The following is a 16,975-nucleotide window of genomic DNA, read 5'->3' as shown; positions in this document are numbered from 1 at the left end:
TTTATTTCTATCGAATTTCACGCTGGAGCTTCTTTTAACTACTAATTCACCCTCCCCGTATGAATAATCCTCCAAGTCTGCTGCAAATGAGAAGCTTCCCATAACCATTGCGGCAACCATAATGAGTGATACTGCCTTCTTGTTCAATTTCATAAAGATTTCCACCTCTTTTGAAATAAATTTTGCCTGAAATATCAGAGTCAAATCATCTCCCTATGGAAACCCATTTCATTTTTCGCATTCAAAAATTATGGCCCTCAAAGCTAGCAGCCATAAATCGACAAATTCATGTTTTTAGGCATAATTGCACCACGTTCTCGATTACATTTTCCAAGACAAGGCAAACTATGTACTCAAAATTCAAAATTCGCAGTCGAAAAAGTCGGGTTTCAATGATTTATTCAAGTGAATTTAACTCCAGATTAAATTTAGGCATGTATAGTATATAATCCAAGCAGACATCAGTACATCCTACCAAAGCCCTAGTTTAAATTTTTTTTATAATAAAACCCCATGCAATCTCGCGTGTGTTGAGATTGCATGGGGTTTTATTATAAAATTCCATATTACAGTTGCCCGCTGCCGTATATTTCAGAAAGCACCATTTCTATTCTGTTTTTAAAAGTATGGCTCCTGAGCACCTCGTCATATCCGTTTTGTGAGATTCTCTCCCTCTTTCCACTTTCATCAATATATTCTTCCACCTTTTCCAAAAGCTCTTCGACGTTTCCAAAGCATACCACATTTTCTCCTTGCAAAAATTCATTTCTTATATATTCCGTTTCATCAACTATTTGGAATACCTTGCTTCCCATGAGCTCAAAAAATCTTTGATTTGCAGAGTACTCGGTCTGGCTGTGGTGCATGTTTATTGCTATTTTGGCTCTCGCATAAAGCCTGTTTACATCGTTTGTGTTCACATTGACATTTTTGTAATATCTCCTGTAGTTTTTTAAATAGTATTTCACAAGCCTGTCGGGCCTTTTTATATGAAGGTATTTCCCGTACAGCTGTATGTTCCGATCTGGAAAGCGTGATATTATTCCATCCAAAAGCTGTTCCCTGTTTTCGCTTTTTTCAATATACATGGATCCCACAAACACTATGTCTATATCCTGCTCTACATCCACAATAGGGTAGTAATCATGTTCGTCAAGCGCACATGGAAGAAACTTTGCACTAATGTCCGATTCCGACAATCTCTGCGCATCTTTTTTCTCGTACATGAACCTGTAGTCATAAAGGTCTATATTTTTCATGGTTTCATGCACCCTGAATATGGAGTCCATCATCCAAAGCACCCTTTTTGAGCCGCGCATTATATCGAGTGTCTGCCTGTCCAGTATATTTCCCTTCAGTATGAATACCATCTCCGGCTTGAACTCCTTGTATTCCTTGACTATCATTTCATTAAAAAGCGTTCGTTTTTTGCTCTTGAAGTAATCCACCCCGACCTTTGACAATACTCTGTTGTATAGGGGTTCGTCCTCCAAATAGCCCAGAACTTTTGCATCCCATCCAAGCTGCATAAATGCTTTTTGGACGCTTTCATTCTTGTCAAAAAAAGTCGGCCCTATTATAAGCACCTTTTTATCCATTTTATATATCAACTCCGTTTCTTTTTAGTATTGACGGCTTTTGGGGTATACATTCTATATGTTTATAGATACCCTCTCAAATCATCCCCTTAACCTAATTTATTTTATAAGGAGACCCCATGTCTAATACCATAAAATATGTATTTGTAGTAATGTCGGTAACAATATTATCTAAAATAATAGGATTTGCACGTGATATTGTAATGGCATCCGTACTGGGAGCAACCTCCTATACAGACGCCTACCTTGTCGCGCTCACCGTTCCAGAAATGATGATGATAGTGTTCGCAAGCGCATTCGGAATAATGTTCATCCCCGTTTTTTCGAGGCTCAAAAGCAGCAGGGGGCATGAAAGCGCGGTGATTTTCACAAACAAGGTCATAAACCTTATGGCCATTATGGGACTAGTTTTGAGCCTTGTTGGAATTGCATTTGCAAGGCCTCTGATGTCCATATTTGCATCAGGTTTTGAAAAAGAGACTTTTGATTTGACTGTAAGCTTTGCAAGAATACTTTTTTCAGGCATGGTTTTCATGTCTGTAAACTATATTCTCACGTCATACATGCAGTCAAATGAAAATTTCGCAATACCCGCAGCGATGTCCATACCGTACAACATAATAATAATAGCTTCCATATTCTTAAGCTCAAAAGGGACAATAGAAACACTTGTATACGGTACTCTTATCGCCATGTTCTCCCAGTTTGCAATACAGTTTGCGTTCATGCACAGGAGGGATTTCAAATACAAGTTCATAATCGACATGGGGGACGAAAACATAAAAGAGATGCTGCTTCTCGCACTGCCTCTTATACTGTCATTCGGCGTGATTCAAATCCAGGTCATAGTGGACAGGATGCTCGCATCCAATCTTTCCGCCGGAAGCATAACCGCGCTGAGCCTTGCTTCAAGGCTTCACAATTTTGCAGTTGAAATTTTCGCAATATCATCGCTTACTGTAATATATCCGCTTTTAGCTAAAAACCACGCTGAAAACGACATGGGAACATTGAAGTATTCAATATCGAGGTCAATAAACGTAATAGTGATGCTGCTAACCCCAATAGCTGCAGTCACGGCCATCTTCCACCTTCCCATAATAAAGCTGCTTTTTGAGCGGGGGGCTTTTGATTCAAATGCAACGCAGATGACTTCAATGGCACTTGCCTTTTATTCGCTGAGCATGCTTTTCAGCGGACTAACGGAGACACTGACCCGGATATTCTACTCCATTGAAGACACCAAGACTCCGCTTTTAAGCGCCACCGCTGCAATGATTGTAAACATATCCCTCAAGTTTTCACTGATAGGCCCCTTGGGCATTGGAGGCCTTGCTCTTGCCTCCGGACTCGCATCGCTTTTCAGGACTTCATTATTGGCATACAGCCTGAGGAAAAAAATAGGCTCTTTTAGTGGAATGAATATGACAGTTGTATTCTCAAAGGTTGTAGTATCGTCAGTTGCCGCAGGTGTTATTTCAAAAGCGGCGTTTGGGCATATCTCAAGAGCAGTCGCACCCGGATTTTGGGGCAATGCGCTCTCGCTTGGAGCATCACTTGCACTGGCGGCAGTGATATATTTGACTCTCATACTGGTTTTCAAAATAGATGAAACAAACATAATCGTAAACCTGTTCAAAAACAAGGTAAAAGAAAAAGTCAGCTGAGGCCACAGTTGTGGCGTCAGCTGACTTTTTAGTACTCCCATTCCGAGCAGGCGTTTGGGACTATTTTCTTTTCAGGGCTTGTCTGGGGAGGAAGCTCCAGCACCCTGAAATGCTCTATAGGTATGTTCCTAAGGTATACTATGTCCGTTTGGGGAAGCACCTCCCCATAGGGGCATTTTTCTTCGTCCACGGTTTTTATAGCCGCCTCAAGCTCTATTCCCGATCCTCCGTTGTCCCCGAGTATCATGCCGTATTCCTGGAGTGCGCGCGCTATTGTCATTTCATAAGGAGTCAAATTCAGAGAGTCCAAATCAAGCTCAGGGTCAAGCTGCAAGCGCGCACCTTCCGGTATCGCGTCCTCCCTGTAGCTGTTGCCGTCGCTTTCTGTGGCCGGTTCAACGGGCCCTCCCGCCTTTGGAAACGGATAGCTGAATATAAGGGCGTGGTCTATCCTCTTCAGCTTGAGCTCCCTCGGCCATATGACGCCTGCAAGCAGCGCAAACCCCGACCCCCTGCAGGAATATCCATACGGGTATACGCCGTCACCATCTATCGAGATTGCATTGGCCCATGCCGCGCTCCACCTGCCGTTTTCCTTTTTTGAAAGCCAAAAATCATATTCGCATCCGCTGTCCCTGTCTATTATGCTCATGTGCCCTTCCTTAGAGTCCGGAACCGCATCGTCTGGAATAGGCACGTTTTTGAGCACTTTCGCAGGGGCCCATGGGGCGGTCAGCTCCACGTCATACCTTGGGGTGTTTGAATCGGCAAAGTATACCGCTACAGTCCATCCCTCTCTGGCAATGTAAAATCCGCCTTTTTCATACGCCTCCAGCATGCTTTGCATCATGATATCCGAATCGGGGTCCAATTTCGCATCCTCTGGAATCAACTGCTTGAAAGGGCTCTCGTTTGAATACAGGCTCACCTTTGGAAGCTGCGGTAAGCCCTGATTTGGAATGTCTTTCCCCCCTTCATTTAGCGCAATCCGGGTCGTGGCCAAAGTGACCACAATTATTAAAATTTTAATGTATACGCGCATTAAAGTCACCATCCCCCTAATTCTTCCTAAACACTTGTTGCATTCATGGCTTCGTCCTCATTTTCCCCCTTTACAGCTGCCGCCTTGTAAAGCGCCAGAGTAAGAAATGTGAATTCATTAAAAAAACCGCTGAGGAAAAAAAGCATTATAAGCTGCATGCAAATTACCATTTTTATTATCTTTTCGATCTCGGAATTGTCCTTTTTCAAAACCAGCATTATCAGCGCTGCAAAAAAAACCGTAGCTCCAGCTATCCCCTGTTCTACAATAACCTCAAGGAATATATTGTGCATCAAATGGGTGTCTGCAAAGATTTCATTGTTGTACGGCCTGAAATTGTTAAGTCCCACTCCTATGAGCGGGTACTCCTTGAATATTTCAATGGCGTCCGTCCAAATATACACCCTCGTGCTGCCCGTGGTATCGAGCAGCCTCGTCTGCACCGCGCTGCCTATGCTTACATCTGCAGTTTGAAGCCAATAATGTCCCCCGGCAGCCACAGCCCCTATAATCAATATGTTTGCAGCAAAGCTCTTTGCCCTCGTGTCCTTTATCTTTACAAAATACATGATGTGGAATGCCAAAACCGCCAGAAATGCCCCCCTTGATTCACTGAGCACAATACATGTGAATGCAAGAAAAAATGAAATTATATACTTCTTCTCGCCTGAAATCATATTGTGGAATGAAAATGCATATATGAGCGATGCAAATATGCCAAATACATTCGGATCGTCAATGCTCCCAGTGAGCCTGTAAACATCCCTGTCAACCACTCCTCCGATATCAGAAACCCCTTTCCCTTTGAGATATAGGAATAGGCTTGCGGCGAGAAATATCGTGCCCGAAACATATAAAAGCCTTAAAATACTACTGTTGCTCATGCTGAATGCCATGGAACTCACAAAAATATACATTACAATCACAATCAAAAGCGCCATGGTAGCCCTTACGGAAAGCATGCTGTGGCGGGAAAAATAACCCCTCCAGATGGCATATACAGTGAAAATCGCAAACAGTGCTTCATAAGAATACGTCCTCTTTATAATCTCCTGGTCCAAGCCGTAAAATATGAAATAAGCCAGTATGAGTGCAAGTGCAAACATATAGGGCTTTATTGCCATGCCCGCATAGACATAAAATTTTTGAAAGTAAATTCCCACCATCATCAAAAACAAGAGGATCACTTTAAAACCCTTGCCCCTGTATACTTCATATCCATTCACCATATGCGGTCTCCAATCCCATTACATCATCCATTCCTATTTGCGCCCTTGCCCGCGCACCCCTCATAAATCGCCTGGGTGCCTTCAACCATGCTGGCTATGTCAAATCTTTCTTCAACAGTTCTCCTTGCCCTGTGTATCACACTGCTGTTGTCTCCATCCATTATATTTTCAATTGCATTGCAAAACTTGCCTATGTCATGCTCTTCAATCAAATATCCAGTTTCGCCGTCTGTCACGCAGTCTCCTATGCCTCCCCTGTCTATGCTGAGCACTACGCTCCCCACTGCCATGCCTTCAAGTATTGTCATGGGGAATTTCTCCCTCGTGGACACCAGCATTATCATGTCCATTTCCCTCAAAAACTCGGGGGGGCTGTCTATCATTCCGAGCATCTCTATACTTCCCTGGAGTTTTTTCTTTTTGATCCTCGACTCTATGTCTTCCCTCAGCTGTCCGTCCCCTGCTATCGAAACACTTATGTCGTCTGTCGGCCTTCTTTTGAAAAGCTCCTCCATTATATCTATGAAAAATCCATGGTTTTTTTCCCTCGTGAGCCTTCCCAGTATTCCTATGCTAAATCCCTTGCCCCGCCTCATGTTCTTGCTGTCAAATCTGAATTTTTCGGTGTCAACGCCGTTGAACACCGTCTCTATCCGCTCGTCTAAAACGCCCCTTCCCAAAAGCTCCCTCCTGTCGGCTTCGCATACAGCGATAGTCTTGTCCACTCTGCCGTTTAAAAATCTGACATACTGGTTTTCGCTGAGCTTTTCAAGATATGTGACATTGTGCTTCGTATATACTATCTTGAAATCGAGCCCGTATGCCCGCCTTATGAGGTCTGAAAGCAGTGCCATCCTCAGTGAATTTGCATGGACTATATCTATTTTCTGGTCACGTATTATTCTCCTTAGTACGTTTGTCCTGGCTAAAGGGTTTTGAGGCAAAAGTGTGAACCTCTCGCCCTCCCTCAGCCTATGGGTATAGCATCCCCCGCCTGCCGCCGTGTACATGTTGAAACTCTCCCTGTCTATGCAGTTTTCAAGCCTGTAGAAATACGCCTCCGCACCTCCAACTATGAGTTGGTCCGTAACAAACAGTATATTCATATATCCCATTTCAGCCCTCCTTTTCACAGCATATCACATGGTGAATTTTCACCTGGACAGCACCCAAAAGTCGACTATTCCCCTTGCAAAGCCCAGCCCGTACGATACGTGCAGCACAAGGTGGACAAGCATAAGCGCAAGCTTTTGAAGCATTCCATCGGACTGCCTGTTTGAAATTGAAAATACAGCGTCCAAAGACAGGTATGCCAGCAGTGTGAAAATGTAAAAATGCTTCAAGTATTCGCTGACTCCCCAAAGCGCTGGTCCCGTCCCCAAAAAAAACACGAATCCGAACGGAACCAGGTGGGTGATCCTTGGAGGTCTTTTATGCTTTCTTATGAGCCTTACCTTCCAGTATCCATAGTCGAAATACTGCCTGAACAGGCCTGTGAGGCTTTCCCTCGGGTAATAGTAGGACCTTATCTTCGGAGTCAAAAAAACACTGCCCCCGTTTTTTATTATCCTGAAGTTGAGCTCCTCGTCCTCGTCCTTTAGCATTCCCTCGTCATACATTCCTGCAGCTACAAGAGATTCCCTCCTGAATGCCCCAAGGTATACCGTGTCCACATAGCCTTCATATTCCGGGTCGTGAAACTTTCCCCCTCCAAGCGCAAATATTGAATAGTAGCTCGCCGCGACAACTTTTTGGAAAAAGCTCTTTCCTACAGGAACCATTGGGCCGCCCACATTGTCCGCCCCCGTCATTTCAAGGTGTTCTACGCATTTTTCCACATAGTCGTATGCATAGTTGGTGTGGGCGTCAGCCCTTACGATGTATTTTGCCCTGGACTCATTTATCGCCATATTGAGTGATATGGGGGCGTATTTTTTGTCATGCTGCAAGAGCTTTATGTTTTGGTATTTGCGGCTCAGCTCTTTGACCACGCTTACAGTTTCATCGCTTGAACCTCCGTCAACTATCATTATGTTGAAGTTTTCACGGCCGTAAGTCTGGCATTGGAGTGAGCTGATGCAAGCCTCTATGTGCCGTTCCTCGTTAAGTACAGGTATCATTATGTCCACAAGCAGCTTGTCTTCCATAAAACCTCACCCCTTTCAAAATGCTCTCAGCCTATTAGATCTTCAAAATCTCGACGACGGTCTTAAATATTATCATTACATCTGTATATACCGACATTTCTTCAATATATCTCATATTGAGCTCCAGCTTTTTGGGCATTATCTCTTCGACATATGTCTTTTCCGGGTCGGCGCTTTTTCCGAGCAGCTCGCTTTCGGTCTTGAACTCTATTGACGCATAGTCCGTTATGCCCGGCTTTACCGAAAGCACGCTCCTTTGACTGTCGTCATACATGCCTACGTATTTGGGGACCTCGGGCCTTGGCCCGACAATGCTCATCTCACCCCTTAGCACGTTGAAAAGCTGCGGCAGCTCGTCCATTTTATACTTTCTGATGTATTTGCCAAGCCTTGTTATCCTCTTGTCCTCACCCGCCGTAATCTGAAGACCTCCCGCCCCGGATTTGTGGGCCATTGTCCTGAACTTGTATATCAAAAAATGTCTTCCGTTTATCCCAACCCTCTCCTGCTTGAACAGCACCGGTCCCCTTGAGTCCAGCTTTATCGAGACAGCCACCAGAGCCATAAGGGGGGCGAAAAATATTATCCCCATTGTGCAAAGCAGTATGTCTAGCAGCCTTTTTAGCACCACTGTGGATTTGCCCGCGCCGGCTTCGCCATTTGATCTCACATCCTTCCTCCCTTCGCAAAACCGGTGTCAATCCTCATGAGTATATGACGGAACCAGCCTTTTTATTCCTTCCCTGAGCCTTTCAAGATCATTCCCTCTTGTAATCTTCTCAAGGCTTTCTATCTCGCACTTCACGTATTCGATGTCAATGTCAAAAGGCTTTGCTATGAATATCTTGTCATGAAAAGTTTCCCTAAGCCCTTCTTCAGCCATCAGAAGCTCTTCATAGAGCTTTTCTCCAGGTCTTAGTCCCGTATACTCTATGCTTATGTCTTCTCCAGGCTCAAATCCCGAAAGTCTTATGAGGTCGCTCGCAAGGTCTGCAATTCTCACCGGCTCGCCCATGTCGAGCACGAATATCTCGCCTCCCCTTGCCATTGCGCCGGCCTGTATTATAAGCTGGACAGCCTCTTGTATAGTCATGAAATACCTTATTATTTCTGGATGGGTCACCGTGACAGGACCGCCTTCCGCTATTTGCCTCTTGAAAAGCGGCACCACGCTTCCGCTGCTTCCCAGCACGTTTCCAAACCTGACAGCCCCGAATTCGGTAGAACTCACCTTGTCCATCGACTGCACTATGAGCTCGCATATCCTCTTTGTGGCGCCCATTATATTGGTCGGATTGACCGCCTTGTCACTGGAAATCAGTATGAACTTTGATACGCCAAACCTGCTCGCCATCTCGGCTACATTGAGAGTTCCCATCACATTGTTTTTCACGGCTTCCATGGGGCTATTTTCCATAAGCGGAACGTGCTTGTGTGCCGCCGCGTGGAATACCACATCAGGCCTGTACGTTTCAAACACCTGACTTACCCTGCCCTTGTCCCTTACAGAGGCTATCACAACGTCAATATCAACTCCGCCTTTGTACCTTCTCTTTATCTCCTGCTCTAGCTCGTAAGCGTTGTTTTCGTAAATATCAAGCACTATGAGCTTTTTGGGCCCGAAACCGGCTGCCTGCCTGCAAAGCTCCGATCCTATCGATCCCCCGCCCCCGGTCACGAAAACAGTCTTGCCACTTAGATAGCCCGCAATATTTTCCATGTCCACTTCCACCTGGTCCCTGCCAAGAAGGTCCTCTATCTGGACATCCTTTATCATACTGATGTCCACCCTGCCCTCTATTATCTGGTATACTCCGGGAAGTATCTTGAGGCTGCACATTGTCTTTTTGCATATTTCTATTATTTCTCCCTGCACACTCAAAGGCGCAGAAGGCATGGCTATTATTATCTCGTCTATTTCATGCTCCTTGGCAAGCCTTGTTATGTCGTCTCTGCTTCCCATTATGGGAATTCCGTGGATCTTCCTTCCAATCTTGTTTTTGTTGTCGTCCACTACGCAAACCGGAATCTTTCCCACTGAAGGGTTCTCATAAAGCTCCTTTATCACGAGAAATCCCGCTTCGCCTGCTCCTGCTATCATCACCCTGTCGCACGAATGCGCCCAGCTCCTGCTTTTTATGAGCATTCTTATGTCCGGCGAAAAGTCCATCCTGAAGGGGCTGATGTGTATGCCGCCCGGCTTGAAAAGTATCCTGTATAAAAACCTCGCCCCTCCCACTGTGAGCATGAGGCCAAGTGCATTCACCACATACATGCTTCCTAAAAGGTCCACTCCAATCAGGCTGAATATTATGTTCAGCGCAACCATTGAGGTTATGGACGCAAATACTATATGGAGTATTTCCTCCACACCCGCATATCCCCATAGGCTCCTGTACGAGTTGCACATATAAAACACAAATATTACAACGGCTGTATATGTGAACATGTTCTCCCTGTACAGCTCCATATATTCGTTTTGAATTTCAAATCCAAATTCAATCCCAAGCGACAAAAACACGGCCAGGTTTACAAGGATAACGTCCATGACAAGGAGTACAATCTGCTTTTTGCCTATGTGGAGTCTGTTAAAATCAAACCGTCTTCCATTCAAATCCATCACCCTTTCCCTATCGCCTTTTATGTCGCGAATTTTTAATTTTGGCCACACTCTCCGACTTTTCAAAATTCGGCACAACCCCTATTACCTTGAGCTTGAAATCCCTTTCAATGTCGGCGCTGCTTTTTACCGTGGTGTCCGTATACTCCAATAAAAACACTGCAAACACGCCCGTTACAATGGCTAAAAAAGCTGATATCCCTGTGTTTAAAAGCCTTCTCGGGCTGGACGGATGCATGGGCTTTTGGGCAATGTCTATTATGCTCAGCGTGTCCTTGCCAATCACCCTTGAAGCCTCGTCTGAAAGGGCCTTGGCCAGACTGTTCGATATGTCCGGGGCCTTTGACGCATTTTTGCTTGAAGCTGTTATTTTTATTATCCCCGTCTCCTTGACTATTCTTATATTCACGCTCTTTTTGAACTCCTCGTAATCCCCCCCGAGGCCCAGATCCGAAAAAACCCTGCCCATTACGGCATTGGATTTTGATATCTCGGCGCATGTCTTCACGAGCTCCTGGCTGAGCATTATGTCCCCATACTGCCCAAACGCCTTTTCACCCGTGCCTTTTACTATAATAGTCGTGCTCGCGGTGTATACAGGGTCAAGCACCACATAGTTTACAAAAATGCTTATTATAACCGCCGCAGCGGTGGTCCCCGCAAGCATCCTCGTCCTTCTTATTAAAATATGAATATATTCCCTAAACTGGATTGTATTTGTCATGTCCCCCTCCTTGGCCAAATAAATTCTCTCGTCCATTCTTTTTGTTTGCATGGATATATTATTTTGGCCTTAGTTTCAAAAATAGCCCCCTGACCATGTCAGCCACTGTCTCGCCGTAATCATACGCCCTCCTGTCAAGGGCATTGTTAATTACAACCCCTATTATATTGGCGTTTACATTTTCAAGGAGGCCCTTTGCCCTTCTCACATCTTCTGCCTCCGCCTTTTCAGATGCGCAAACTAGAACCACCCCGTCCGAAACGGCTGCCAAGGCGGCGGCGTCGGGAAATTCAACTATTGGAGGAGTGTCTATGAACACGTAGTCGTACAAGCCCCTCAGCTTTTGAACCAGCTCACACATCTCATTCGAATCCAGTATTTCAATGGCCTCCTTGCGCTTTCTTCCAGATACCAATACATCAATGCCATTTGCATGCGAAATGCTTTCAAAGGGGTCAATCCCCTGGCAAATGACTTCTGAAGCTCCCTCCCTGTTTGAAATGTCGAAGTAGTTGTGCAACGCGGGGCTTCTGAAATTAAAATCCAAAACAATCACCCTTTTTCCAAGGCCGGCCATAGACGCTGCGACGTTTACAACTGTTGTGGTCTTTCCCTCGGCCCCCTTGGCGCTTGTAACCGCTACCACCTTTATTTCGCCGTCCGCCCCTGAAAATCTTATGCTTGTCCTGATTCCCCTGTATGAATCCGATACAGGGGAATCAGGTCTTTTTTGAAATAATATGTCCTTCATGATTACCTCCACAGGCCTATATTTTAGCCTTGAACTTGTCTACAGTTTCATTCACCGCTTCAATTACATATTTCACGTCCTCTTCGCTCATCCCGGGATACAGCGGAAGCGAAAGTATTCTGCTGTAAACCTTCTCCGTCACGGGATACTCCCCCTTTTGGAATCCGAGCATGTCCCTGTAGTAAGGGTGCATGTGAACCGGTATGAAATGCACGCTTGTCCCGATATTCCACCTTCCCAGCTCTTCAATGAATTCGTCCCTTCCTATCGAAAGCATGCCGTCATCTATCTGAACCGGATAGAGGTGCCATGCATGCCTGCTGTAGGGCGCATTGAAAGGCTCTATTATCTCGTCCACGCCTGCAAAAGCGTCATTGTACATATTCGCATATTTTTCCCTTGCAGCCTGCATGCTCTCAAGCTTTGCCAGCTGATTGAGCCCGAGCGCCGCCTGGATGTCAGTCATATTGTATTTGAATCCGGGATATTCTATCTCGTAGTACCATGAGCCCGACTTCGAATACCTGTTCCATGCATGGCGGCTCATCCCGTGAAGGCTTACAACCCTGGCCCTTTCAGCAAGCTCCTTGTCATTCGTAGTGAGCATTCCACCTTCCCCCGTGGCAAGGTTTTTGGTGGCGTAAAAGCTAAAAGCCGTCGCATCCCCTATTCCTCCTACAAGGGAATCCTTGTATTTCGTATAAACTGCATGGGCGGCGTCTTCAAGCACGAACAAATTGTGCCTTTTTGCAATGTCCATTATCTCGTCCATGTTGCAGGCCTGGCCTGCGTAGTGTACCGGTATTATGGCCTTTGTCCTACTTGTTATCTTCTCTTCTATCTTTTCCGGGTCTATGGTGTACGTGCGGGGGTCTATGTCTACGAGCACCGGTTTTGCACCGCAGTGGAGTATGACGTTTACCGTGGCCGCAAATGTGAAAGGCGTCGTTATTACCTCGTCCCCACTTTTTATACCCCTGCACACGAGGGCGGTGTGAAGCGCAGCCGTGCACGAGTTGACGGCAACCGCATACTTCGCCCCTACGAACCTTGCGAATTTTTCTTCGAACTCCGCAGTCCTTGGCCCCTTTGTAATCCATCCGGACTTTATTGTATCGGCAACATCCCTTATCTCATCTTCTCCCATTTCAGGTTTTGCATACTGCAAAAATTCATCTCTTCTCATGATTTCCCTCCTTGTAAGCCGCATCCACCCTTTCAATGCTATTTAAAATATCATATGATTTTTATACCCGTGAAACCCTATTCCAACCAAACTGCAATTTGCAGCTTCAAAAATAGCACAAAAAAACGGCCATTCGGCCGTTTTTTGCTGTTTGAGACAATATTCCTTTCAATGCTCCCAAATGGGGCGCATTGCCTCTTGTCGGAATTCAACAAGCTGGCATTTATCTTCTGCTTCTCTTCATTATGAATGCAGATCCCATTACCGTTATTATGAGCACTGCCGCCGTAAATATTACAAAGTTTCTGACCTGCGAGCTCATGCCCTGTCCATCCGGCCTTGAACCTCCCAGGTCTTCGGCAGGCTGGGCCTGCTGCCCTTCCATAATCTTTTTAGCCTTTTCTCCAACATATTCATACTGCATGTTTCCCTTGCCGTCTATTATGGCCAGGTTGCCCCTTAGCCTCTCTACCAGGTTGAAGTCAAAAAGATATCTGCCCGCGTTCACCACTTCCCTTTGCGAGCTTCCTGTGAGCACGAGCATTTTACCGCCGCTGCGGTACGGCGAGTCCACAATCTGTATTGCGGCAATGTTTTCGCTGTATTTTTCAAGCACGGTCACGTGCTCGTTTGAGACGAACTTTTTAAAATCCTCATCGAACCTCATATTGAGTCTGCCGTTTAAATCCTTGACAAGGCCGTTTCTGCCTGGCGTTCCAATCACTATCAAGTTCGAATTCTCGTCCTCTTTAGAAAAGCCCCCTGGAGTCGTGATAGAAATTCCATCCACATTCTTTACCGAGTGCCCCAAAAATGCGGCTATCGAGCATGCCGTGCCCAATTCTTCAGACGTGGGGTCTTCAGGCAATACTATGACCAGGTCGTTGAACTTCATGTCTTTTACAAAAGGCGCCTCGTAGTCCTCAAGCAGCGGGTAGTCCCTGTACTCATATGGAAGATATGCTTTAGACTGGGCCGACACGAAAGCCCACGATGCCGTTTGAGGCCTTATCTCGCAGTATACATCGTCCATGTTCAGATCGAAAGCTATCTTCATCTCGTAGTAGTTAACATCCCTTAGCTCCTTTGGGATCTCCACCTCGAACGAGTCGTTGTCAGCATTCTCCCCGCTGAGCTTCTTGCTGCCTATGGGAGTGTCGTTCAAGTATACGGTCATCAGCGACTTTTCAAAGTCTAAAACCTTAGAATACCTGAATCGGATATCCAGCTTGGCCCCTTCCTTTACCTTCCTGTTTTTGGGAACCTTTATGCCGAATGTGGCCTGCTGCCTGAAAAGGCCCTCAAGCAGCACATCAGAGTATCCGAGATTTTCGAGCCTGTAGTATTCGTATTCATCCTGCTCATTTCCGCCCGCCCCCGCGCTCTCGCCCATCAGCTGGACATTTGAATTCATCTGGACAACCAGCTTCTCATCGGTAAGGGCCTTCGCCGCATTTACAAGGCTCGCCTCGTCGTCCGAAATGATGGCAAGCATGCTGTGAGAGCCGCTGTAGGGCGATTTCACCTTTTTTATAACGGCCGAATTTTTCAGGCTCCCCTTTTCCTGCTCGCTGAGCAGCGACATGACCTCTCCCGGGGAATTCGCGCTTCCCCCTATGAATATTACGTTCGAATGCTCCACTGGAGGGCTTTGGGAATGCCTGTACACCCTTACATTGAGGTTTTCGAACCTGCTGCCTTTTCCAAATCCCGCAGACAGAATGCCTGCGGCCTCGAGCTCGGATCTTTTGAAGTCGTCCGGTATCACTATTATCCCCTGCGGCTTTATGTCGTCGCTGCTTTTGAGGTAGGGATATGGATAGCCGCTTATATCCAAAGAGTCTTTCTTGTCCATGAAGTCGACATGCACATAAGACTCCTTGTGGAATGCTATCCAGTTTGCGGGGTTGAGGTCGTCCTTGCACGGAAGCTCCATTATCCTCTTGTATGTCCTTACGCTTATCTCGTTGAATCCCGGGCTTACCTTGTCCGCAGGTATGTTCACCCTTACCTGCTCCTTGTACTGGTCCCTCCCGCTCAAGTCCATGCTGTATACGGGGAACTTGTTTATGTACACTGTGAGGGTGCTGTCGTTGCCCTGCTGGCCTTCGCCTGGCTCAAGCTGGCTCTGGCTGAAAACCAGGTTCAAATAGGCCCCCCTTATATCCCAGTCCTTGTCCACATCGAAAAAGAACACGTCGCTTCCGTAAACGCCCTGTATTGTCACGTCCTTTTGCCTCTTGAAATTCTTGGACATCAGCCCCGTATCCGCCGCATCTGCCTGAGAGTTGTTTTCAAAGGCGGGCTCGTCTGCAATCGCCGTGTCCGCCGCCTGCAGCACCGCTTTGCTGTCTTTTCCTGCTCCGGCATCCGCCGACGGCTCTTGTGCCTTTGCGGCACCGGCCGGTTTTGCGTTCGCACTTACGTACTTTACCCTCTCCCTTACAAAACCGTCTATCCCCTTTGAGCCTAGCCCCGAAAGCACACCGTCCGCCTGGCCTTTTGAAGAATAGTTCCCCAGAAACATCTTGTATCTGCCACCCTCTGATTTCCAGTAGGGCCTGTACCCCATGCCCTGCAACCTTTTAAGCGCAGACTCCATTATATCCTTTTTTTCATAGCTTCCTATCTGGACAGCGTAGTATTTCACGGCCCCTGCCTCGCCGTATCCCTGCTGGACACTTGAAAACACGAGCATTAGCGAAAAAAACACAGCCATAAATTTATTCAAATGAATCGCCCCCTAGAATCTCTCTGTCTTGTACCACTTCGTCTCCTTCTTCAGCAGCACATCCTGGATATAAAGCACTATGCCATGTATGGCCACCACCATCCAGAGCTGGCAGTATGTGAAGTACATCAGAAACACCAGGGCCACGTTCCTGGCGTTTGCCTCGCCCTTTTCCATCGTGAGGGCTATGCTCACCTCGAGCACGAACAGGAGATACGCGAGAAGCCAAAGCAGCAGGAAGTTTCCGGACACCCCCACACGTATATCAGTGAAAAGCCCGAGCAGGAATATGCCGTCCGATATTATGACTGAAGACAGGAATACGAAATATATGGAAGAAAAGTACAGCAGGTCGAAAGTCACCGGGCCCGTGCCGCCCGAAAGCATCTTCCTGAAATACTTTAATAGCACGTACACGTTGCCCTTTGCCCATCTCGTCCTTTGCTTCATCCAGACCCTTATTGTCTCCGGCTCCTGCTCGTATGTCACCGCAAGGGGCATGAACGCTATCCTGTATCCAAGCTTGTATATCCTAAAGCTTATCTCAGTGTCCTCCGCTATGGCGTGTATGTCCCATCCTCCCAGATTCTCTATTATGCTCCTTCTGACTATGAAATTTGTGCCCGGTATGGTGCACAGCCTGAAAAGCTGCCACCTTCCCGCCTGGGCCATCCACTGGAAGCTGAGAGTCTCTATGTTTATGAACCTTGTGAGCATGTTCTTTTTCTTGTTCCTGGTCCTGAACTTGCCTATCACCGCGCCAAGGCCGCAGTCGCCGCTGAGCCTGTGCACGAGATACCTCAATGCAAGCCTGTCGGGGGTGTTGTCAGCGTCGTAAACCGCTATATATTCCCCTGCCGAGTTTTGAAATCCTATGTTCAGGGCGTTCGACTTGCCCTTGCCCCCGTTTTCCTTGGTGGTGTTTATTATCTTGAAATTGCTCTGCGGAAACTCCCTCTTTATACCTTCAAGCACAAGCCCCGTATTGTCCGAGGAATTGTCGTTTATCACAATGAGCTCCATGCGGTCCCTGGGGTAGTTGAGCGAAAGCAGCGATTTTACGGTCCTTCCTATTACCTTCTCCTCGTTGTGCGCCGGAACCATTATAGACACGAACGGGAAGCTTTCCATGTCCTCTATTACATTTATGCTGTGGTTTGAAATTTTAGTGAAAAACCTATATCCGCTGAGAGTGAGGAATATGTTGAACAGCAGAACCACCCATATGGAAACCAGCGAAAACAGGAAGAAATAGTCTATAATCTGCAAGCTGTACATTT

General features: G+C 46.5%; 13 protein-coding genes. 1 reads left to right on the top strand and 12 read right to left on the bottom strand.

Features of this window, described 5'->3' with window-relative positions:
• Positions 1–566: 566 nt before the first annotated feature.
• Positions 567–1,598 carry a glycosyltransferase family protein gene (locus BUQ87_RS12875; RefSeq protein ID WP_038266480.1) on the bottom strand — a complete coding sequence of 344 codons (1,032 nt, stop codon included), beginning with the start codon at positions 1,596–1,598 and terminating at the stop codon, positions 567–569.
• Positions 1,599–1,717: 119 nt separating this feature from the next.
• On the opposite strand from BUQ87_RS12875, the gene murJ reads away from it, so the two are divergent.
• The gene (gene murJ / locus BUQ87_RS12870; RefSeq protein WP_038266482.1) at positions 1,718–3,265 is read left to right on the top strand and encodes a murein biosynthesis integral membrane protein MurJ; all 1,548 of its coding nucleotides are present in this window, start codon (positions 1,718–1,720) and stop codon (positions 3,263–3,265) included.
• 28 nt (positions 3,266–3,293) lie between these two features.
• Here the strand turns inward: murJ and BUQ87_RS12865 are convergent, their stop codons facing one another.
• From BUQ87_RS12865 to BUQ87_RS12815, 11 genes are all read right to left on the bottom strand, one after another.
• Positions 3,294–4,319 (bottom strand): hypothetical protein, encoded by a 1,026-nt coding sequence (locus tag BUQ87_RS12865; protein WP_143182474.1) that lies wholly within the window; start codon positions 4,317–4,319, stop codon positions 3,294–3,296.
• Positions 4,320–4,333: 14 nt separating this feature from the next.
• A complete protein-coding gene (locus tag BUQ87_RS12860; RefSeq protein WP_038266487.1) occupies positions 4,334–5,536 on the bottom strand; it encodes an O-antigen ligase family protein in 1,203 nt (400 codons plus the stop codon).
• Positions 5,537–5,559: 23 nt separating this feature from the next.
• Positions 5,560–6,651 (bottom strand): glycosyltransferase family 4 protein, encoded by a 1,092-nt coding sequence (locus BUQ87_RS12855; RefSeq protein WP_038266490.1) that lies wholly within the window; start codon positions 6,649–6,651, stop codon positions 5,560–5,562.
• A gap of 39 nt (positions 6,652–6,690) precedes the next feature.
• Entirely contained in the window at positions 6,691–7,683 is a 993-nt protein-coding gene (locus BUQ87_RS12850) for a glycosyltransferase family 2 protein (protein ID WP_052636200.1), read from the bottom strand.
• Between the two features lie 34 nt (positions 7,684–7,717).
• Positions 7,718–8,353, bottom strand: coding sequence for a sugar transferase (locus BUQ87_RS12845; RefSeq protein WP_278309058.1), 636 nt, complete (start codon positions 8,351–8,353; stop codon positions 7,718–7,720).
• 27 nt (positions 8,354–8,380) lie between these two features.
• Positions 8,381–10,297 carry a polysaccharide biosynthesis protein gene (locus tag BUQ87_RS12840; RefSeq protein ID WP_330391360.1) on the bottom strand — a complete coding sequence of 639 codons (1,917 nt, stop codon included), beginning with the start codon at positions 10,295–10,297 and terminating at the stop codon, positions 8,381–8,383.
• Between the two features lie 16 nt (positions 10,298–10,313).
• Positions 10,314–11,027 carry a YveK family protein gene (locus tag BUQ87_RS12835; protein ID WP_159434336.1) on the bottom strand — a complete coding sequence of 238 codons (714 nt, stop codon included), beginning with the start codon at positions 11,025–11,027 and terminating at the stop codon, positions 10,314–10,316.
• Between the two features lie 58 nt (positions 11,028–11,085).
• Positions 11,086–11,778, bottom strand: coding sequence for a CpsD/CapB family tyrosine-protein kinase (locus BUQ87_RS12830; RefSeq protein ID WP_052636204.1), 693 nt, complete (start codon positions 11,776–11,778; stop codon positions 11,086–11,088).
• A 16-nt stretch (positions 11,779–11,794) separates the two neighbouring features.
• Positions 11,795–12,964 carry a DegT/DnrJ/EryC1/StrS family aminotransferase gene (locus BUQ87_RS12825; RefSeq protein ID WP_038266495.1) on the bottom strand — a complete coding sequence of 390 codons (1,170 nt, stop codon included), beginning with the start codon at positions 12,962–12,964 and terminating at the stop codon, positions 11,795–11,797.
• Between the two features lie 223 nt (positions 12,965–13,187).
• Positions 13,188–15,695, bottom strand: coding sequence for a cellulose biosynthesis cyclic di-GMP-binding regulatory protein BcsB (locus tag BUQ87_RS12820; protein WP_038266497.1), 2,508 nt, complete (start codon positions 15,693–15,695; stop codon positions 13,188–13,190).
• A gap of 12 nt (positions 15,696–15,707) precedes the next feature.
• Entirely contained in the window at positions 15,708–16,973 is a 1,266-nt protein-coding gene (locus BUQ87_RS12815; RefSeq protein WP_038266499.1) for a glycosyltransferase family 2 protein, read from the bottom strand.
• Between the last annotated feature and the right edge of the window lie 2 nt (positions 16,974–16,975).

Origin of the sequence: Peptoclostridium litorale DSM 5388, from assembly GCF_900141635.1 — a bacterium.
Classification (GTDB): domain Bacteria; phylum Bacillota; class Clostridia; order Peptostreptococcales; family Peptostreptococcaceae; genus Peptoclostridium; species Peptoclostridium litorale.
This window is presented reverse-complemented; position numbering and strand designations above follow the sequence as displayed.

Excerpts from the sequence above, each read along its gene's own strand:
- murJ (WP_038266482.1), top strand. The coding sequence starts at position 1,718 with ATGTCTAATACCATAAAATATGTATTTGTAGTAATGTCGGTAACAATA.
- BUQ87_RS12815 (WP_038266499.1), bottom strand. The coding sequence starts at position 16,973 with ATGTACAGCTTGCAGATTATAGACTATTTCTTCCTGTTTTCGCTGGTT.
- BUQ87_RS12855 (WP_038266490.1), bottom strand. The coding sequence starts at position 6,651 with ATGGGATATATGAATATACTGTTTGTTACGGACCAACTCATAGTTGGA.
- BUQ87_RS12860 (WP_038266487.1), bottom strand. The coding sequence starts at position 5,536 with ATGGTGAATGGATATGAAGTATACAGGGGCAAGGGTTTTAAAGTGATC.
- BUQ87_RS12835 (WP_159434336.1), bottom strand. The coding sequence starts at position 11,027 with ATGACAAATACAATCCAGTTTAGGGAATATATTCATATTTTAATAAGA.
- BUQ87_RS12875 (WP_038266480.1), bottom strand. The coding sequence starts at position 1,598 with ATGGATAAAAAGGTGCTTATAATAGGGCCGACTTTTTTTGACAAGAAT.
- BUQ87_RS12865 (WP_143182474.1), bottom strand. The coding sequence starts at position 4,319 with ATGGTGACTTTAATGCGCGTATACATTAAAATTTTAATAATTGTGGTC.
- BUQ87_RS12825 (WP_038266495.1), bottom strand. The coding sequence starts at position 12,964 with ATGAGAAGAGATGAATTTTTGCAGTATGCAAAACCTGAAATGGGAGAA.
- BUQ87_RS12830 (WP_052636204.1), bottom strand. The coding sequence starts at position 11,778 with ATGAAGGACATATTATTTCAAAAAAGACCTGATTCCCCTGTATCGGAT.
- BUQ87_RS12850 (WP_052636200.1), bottom strand. The coding sequence starts at position 7,683 with ATGGAAGACAAGCTGCTTGTGGACATAATGATACCTGTACTTAACGAG.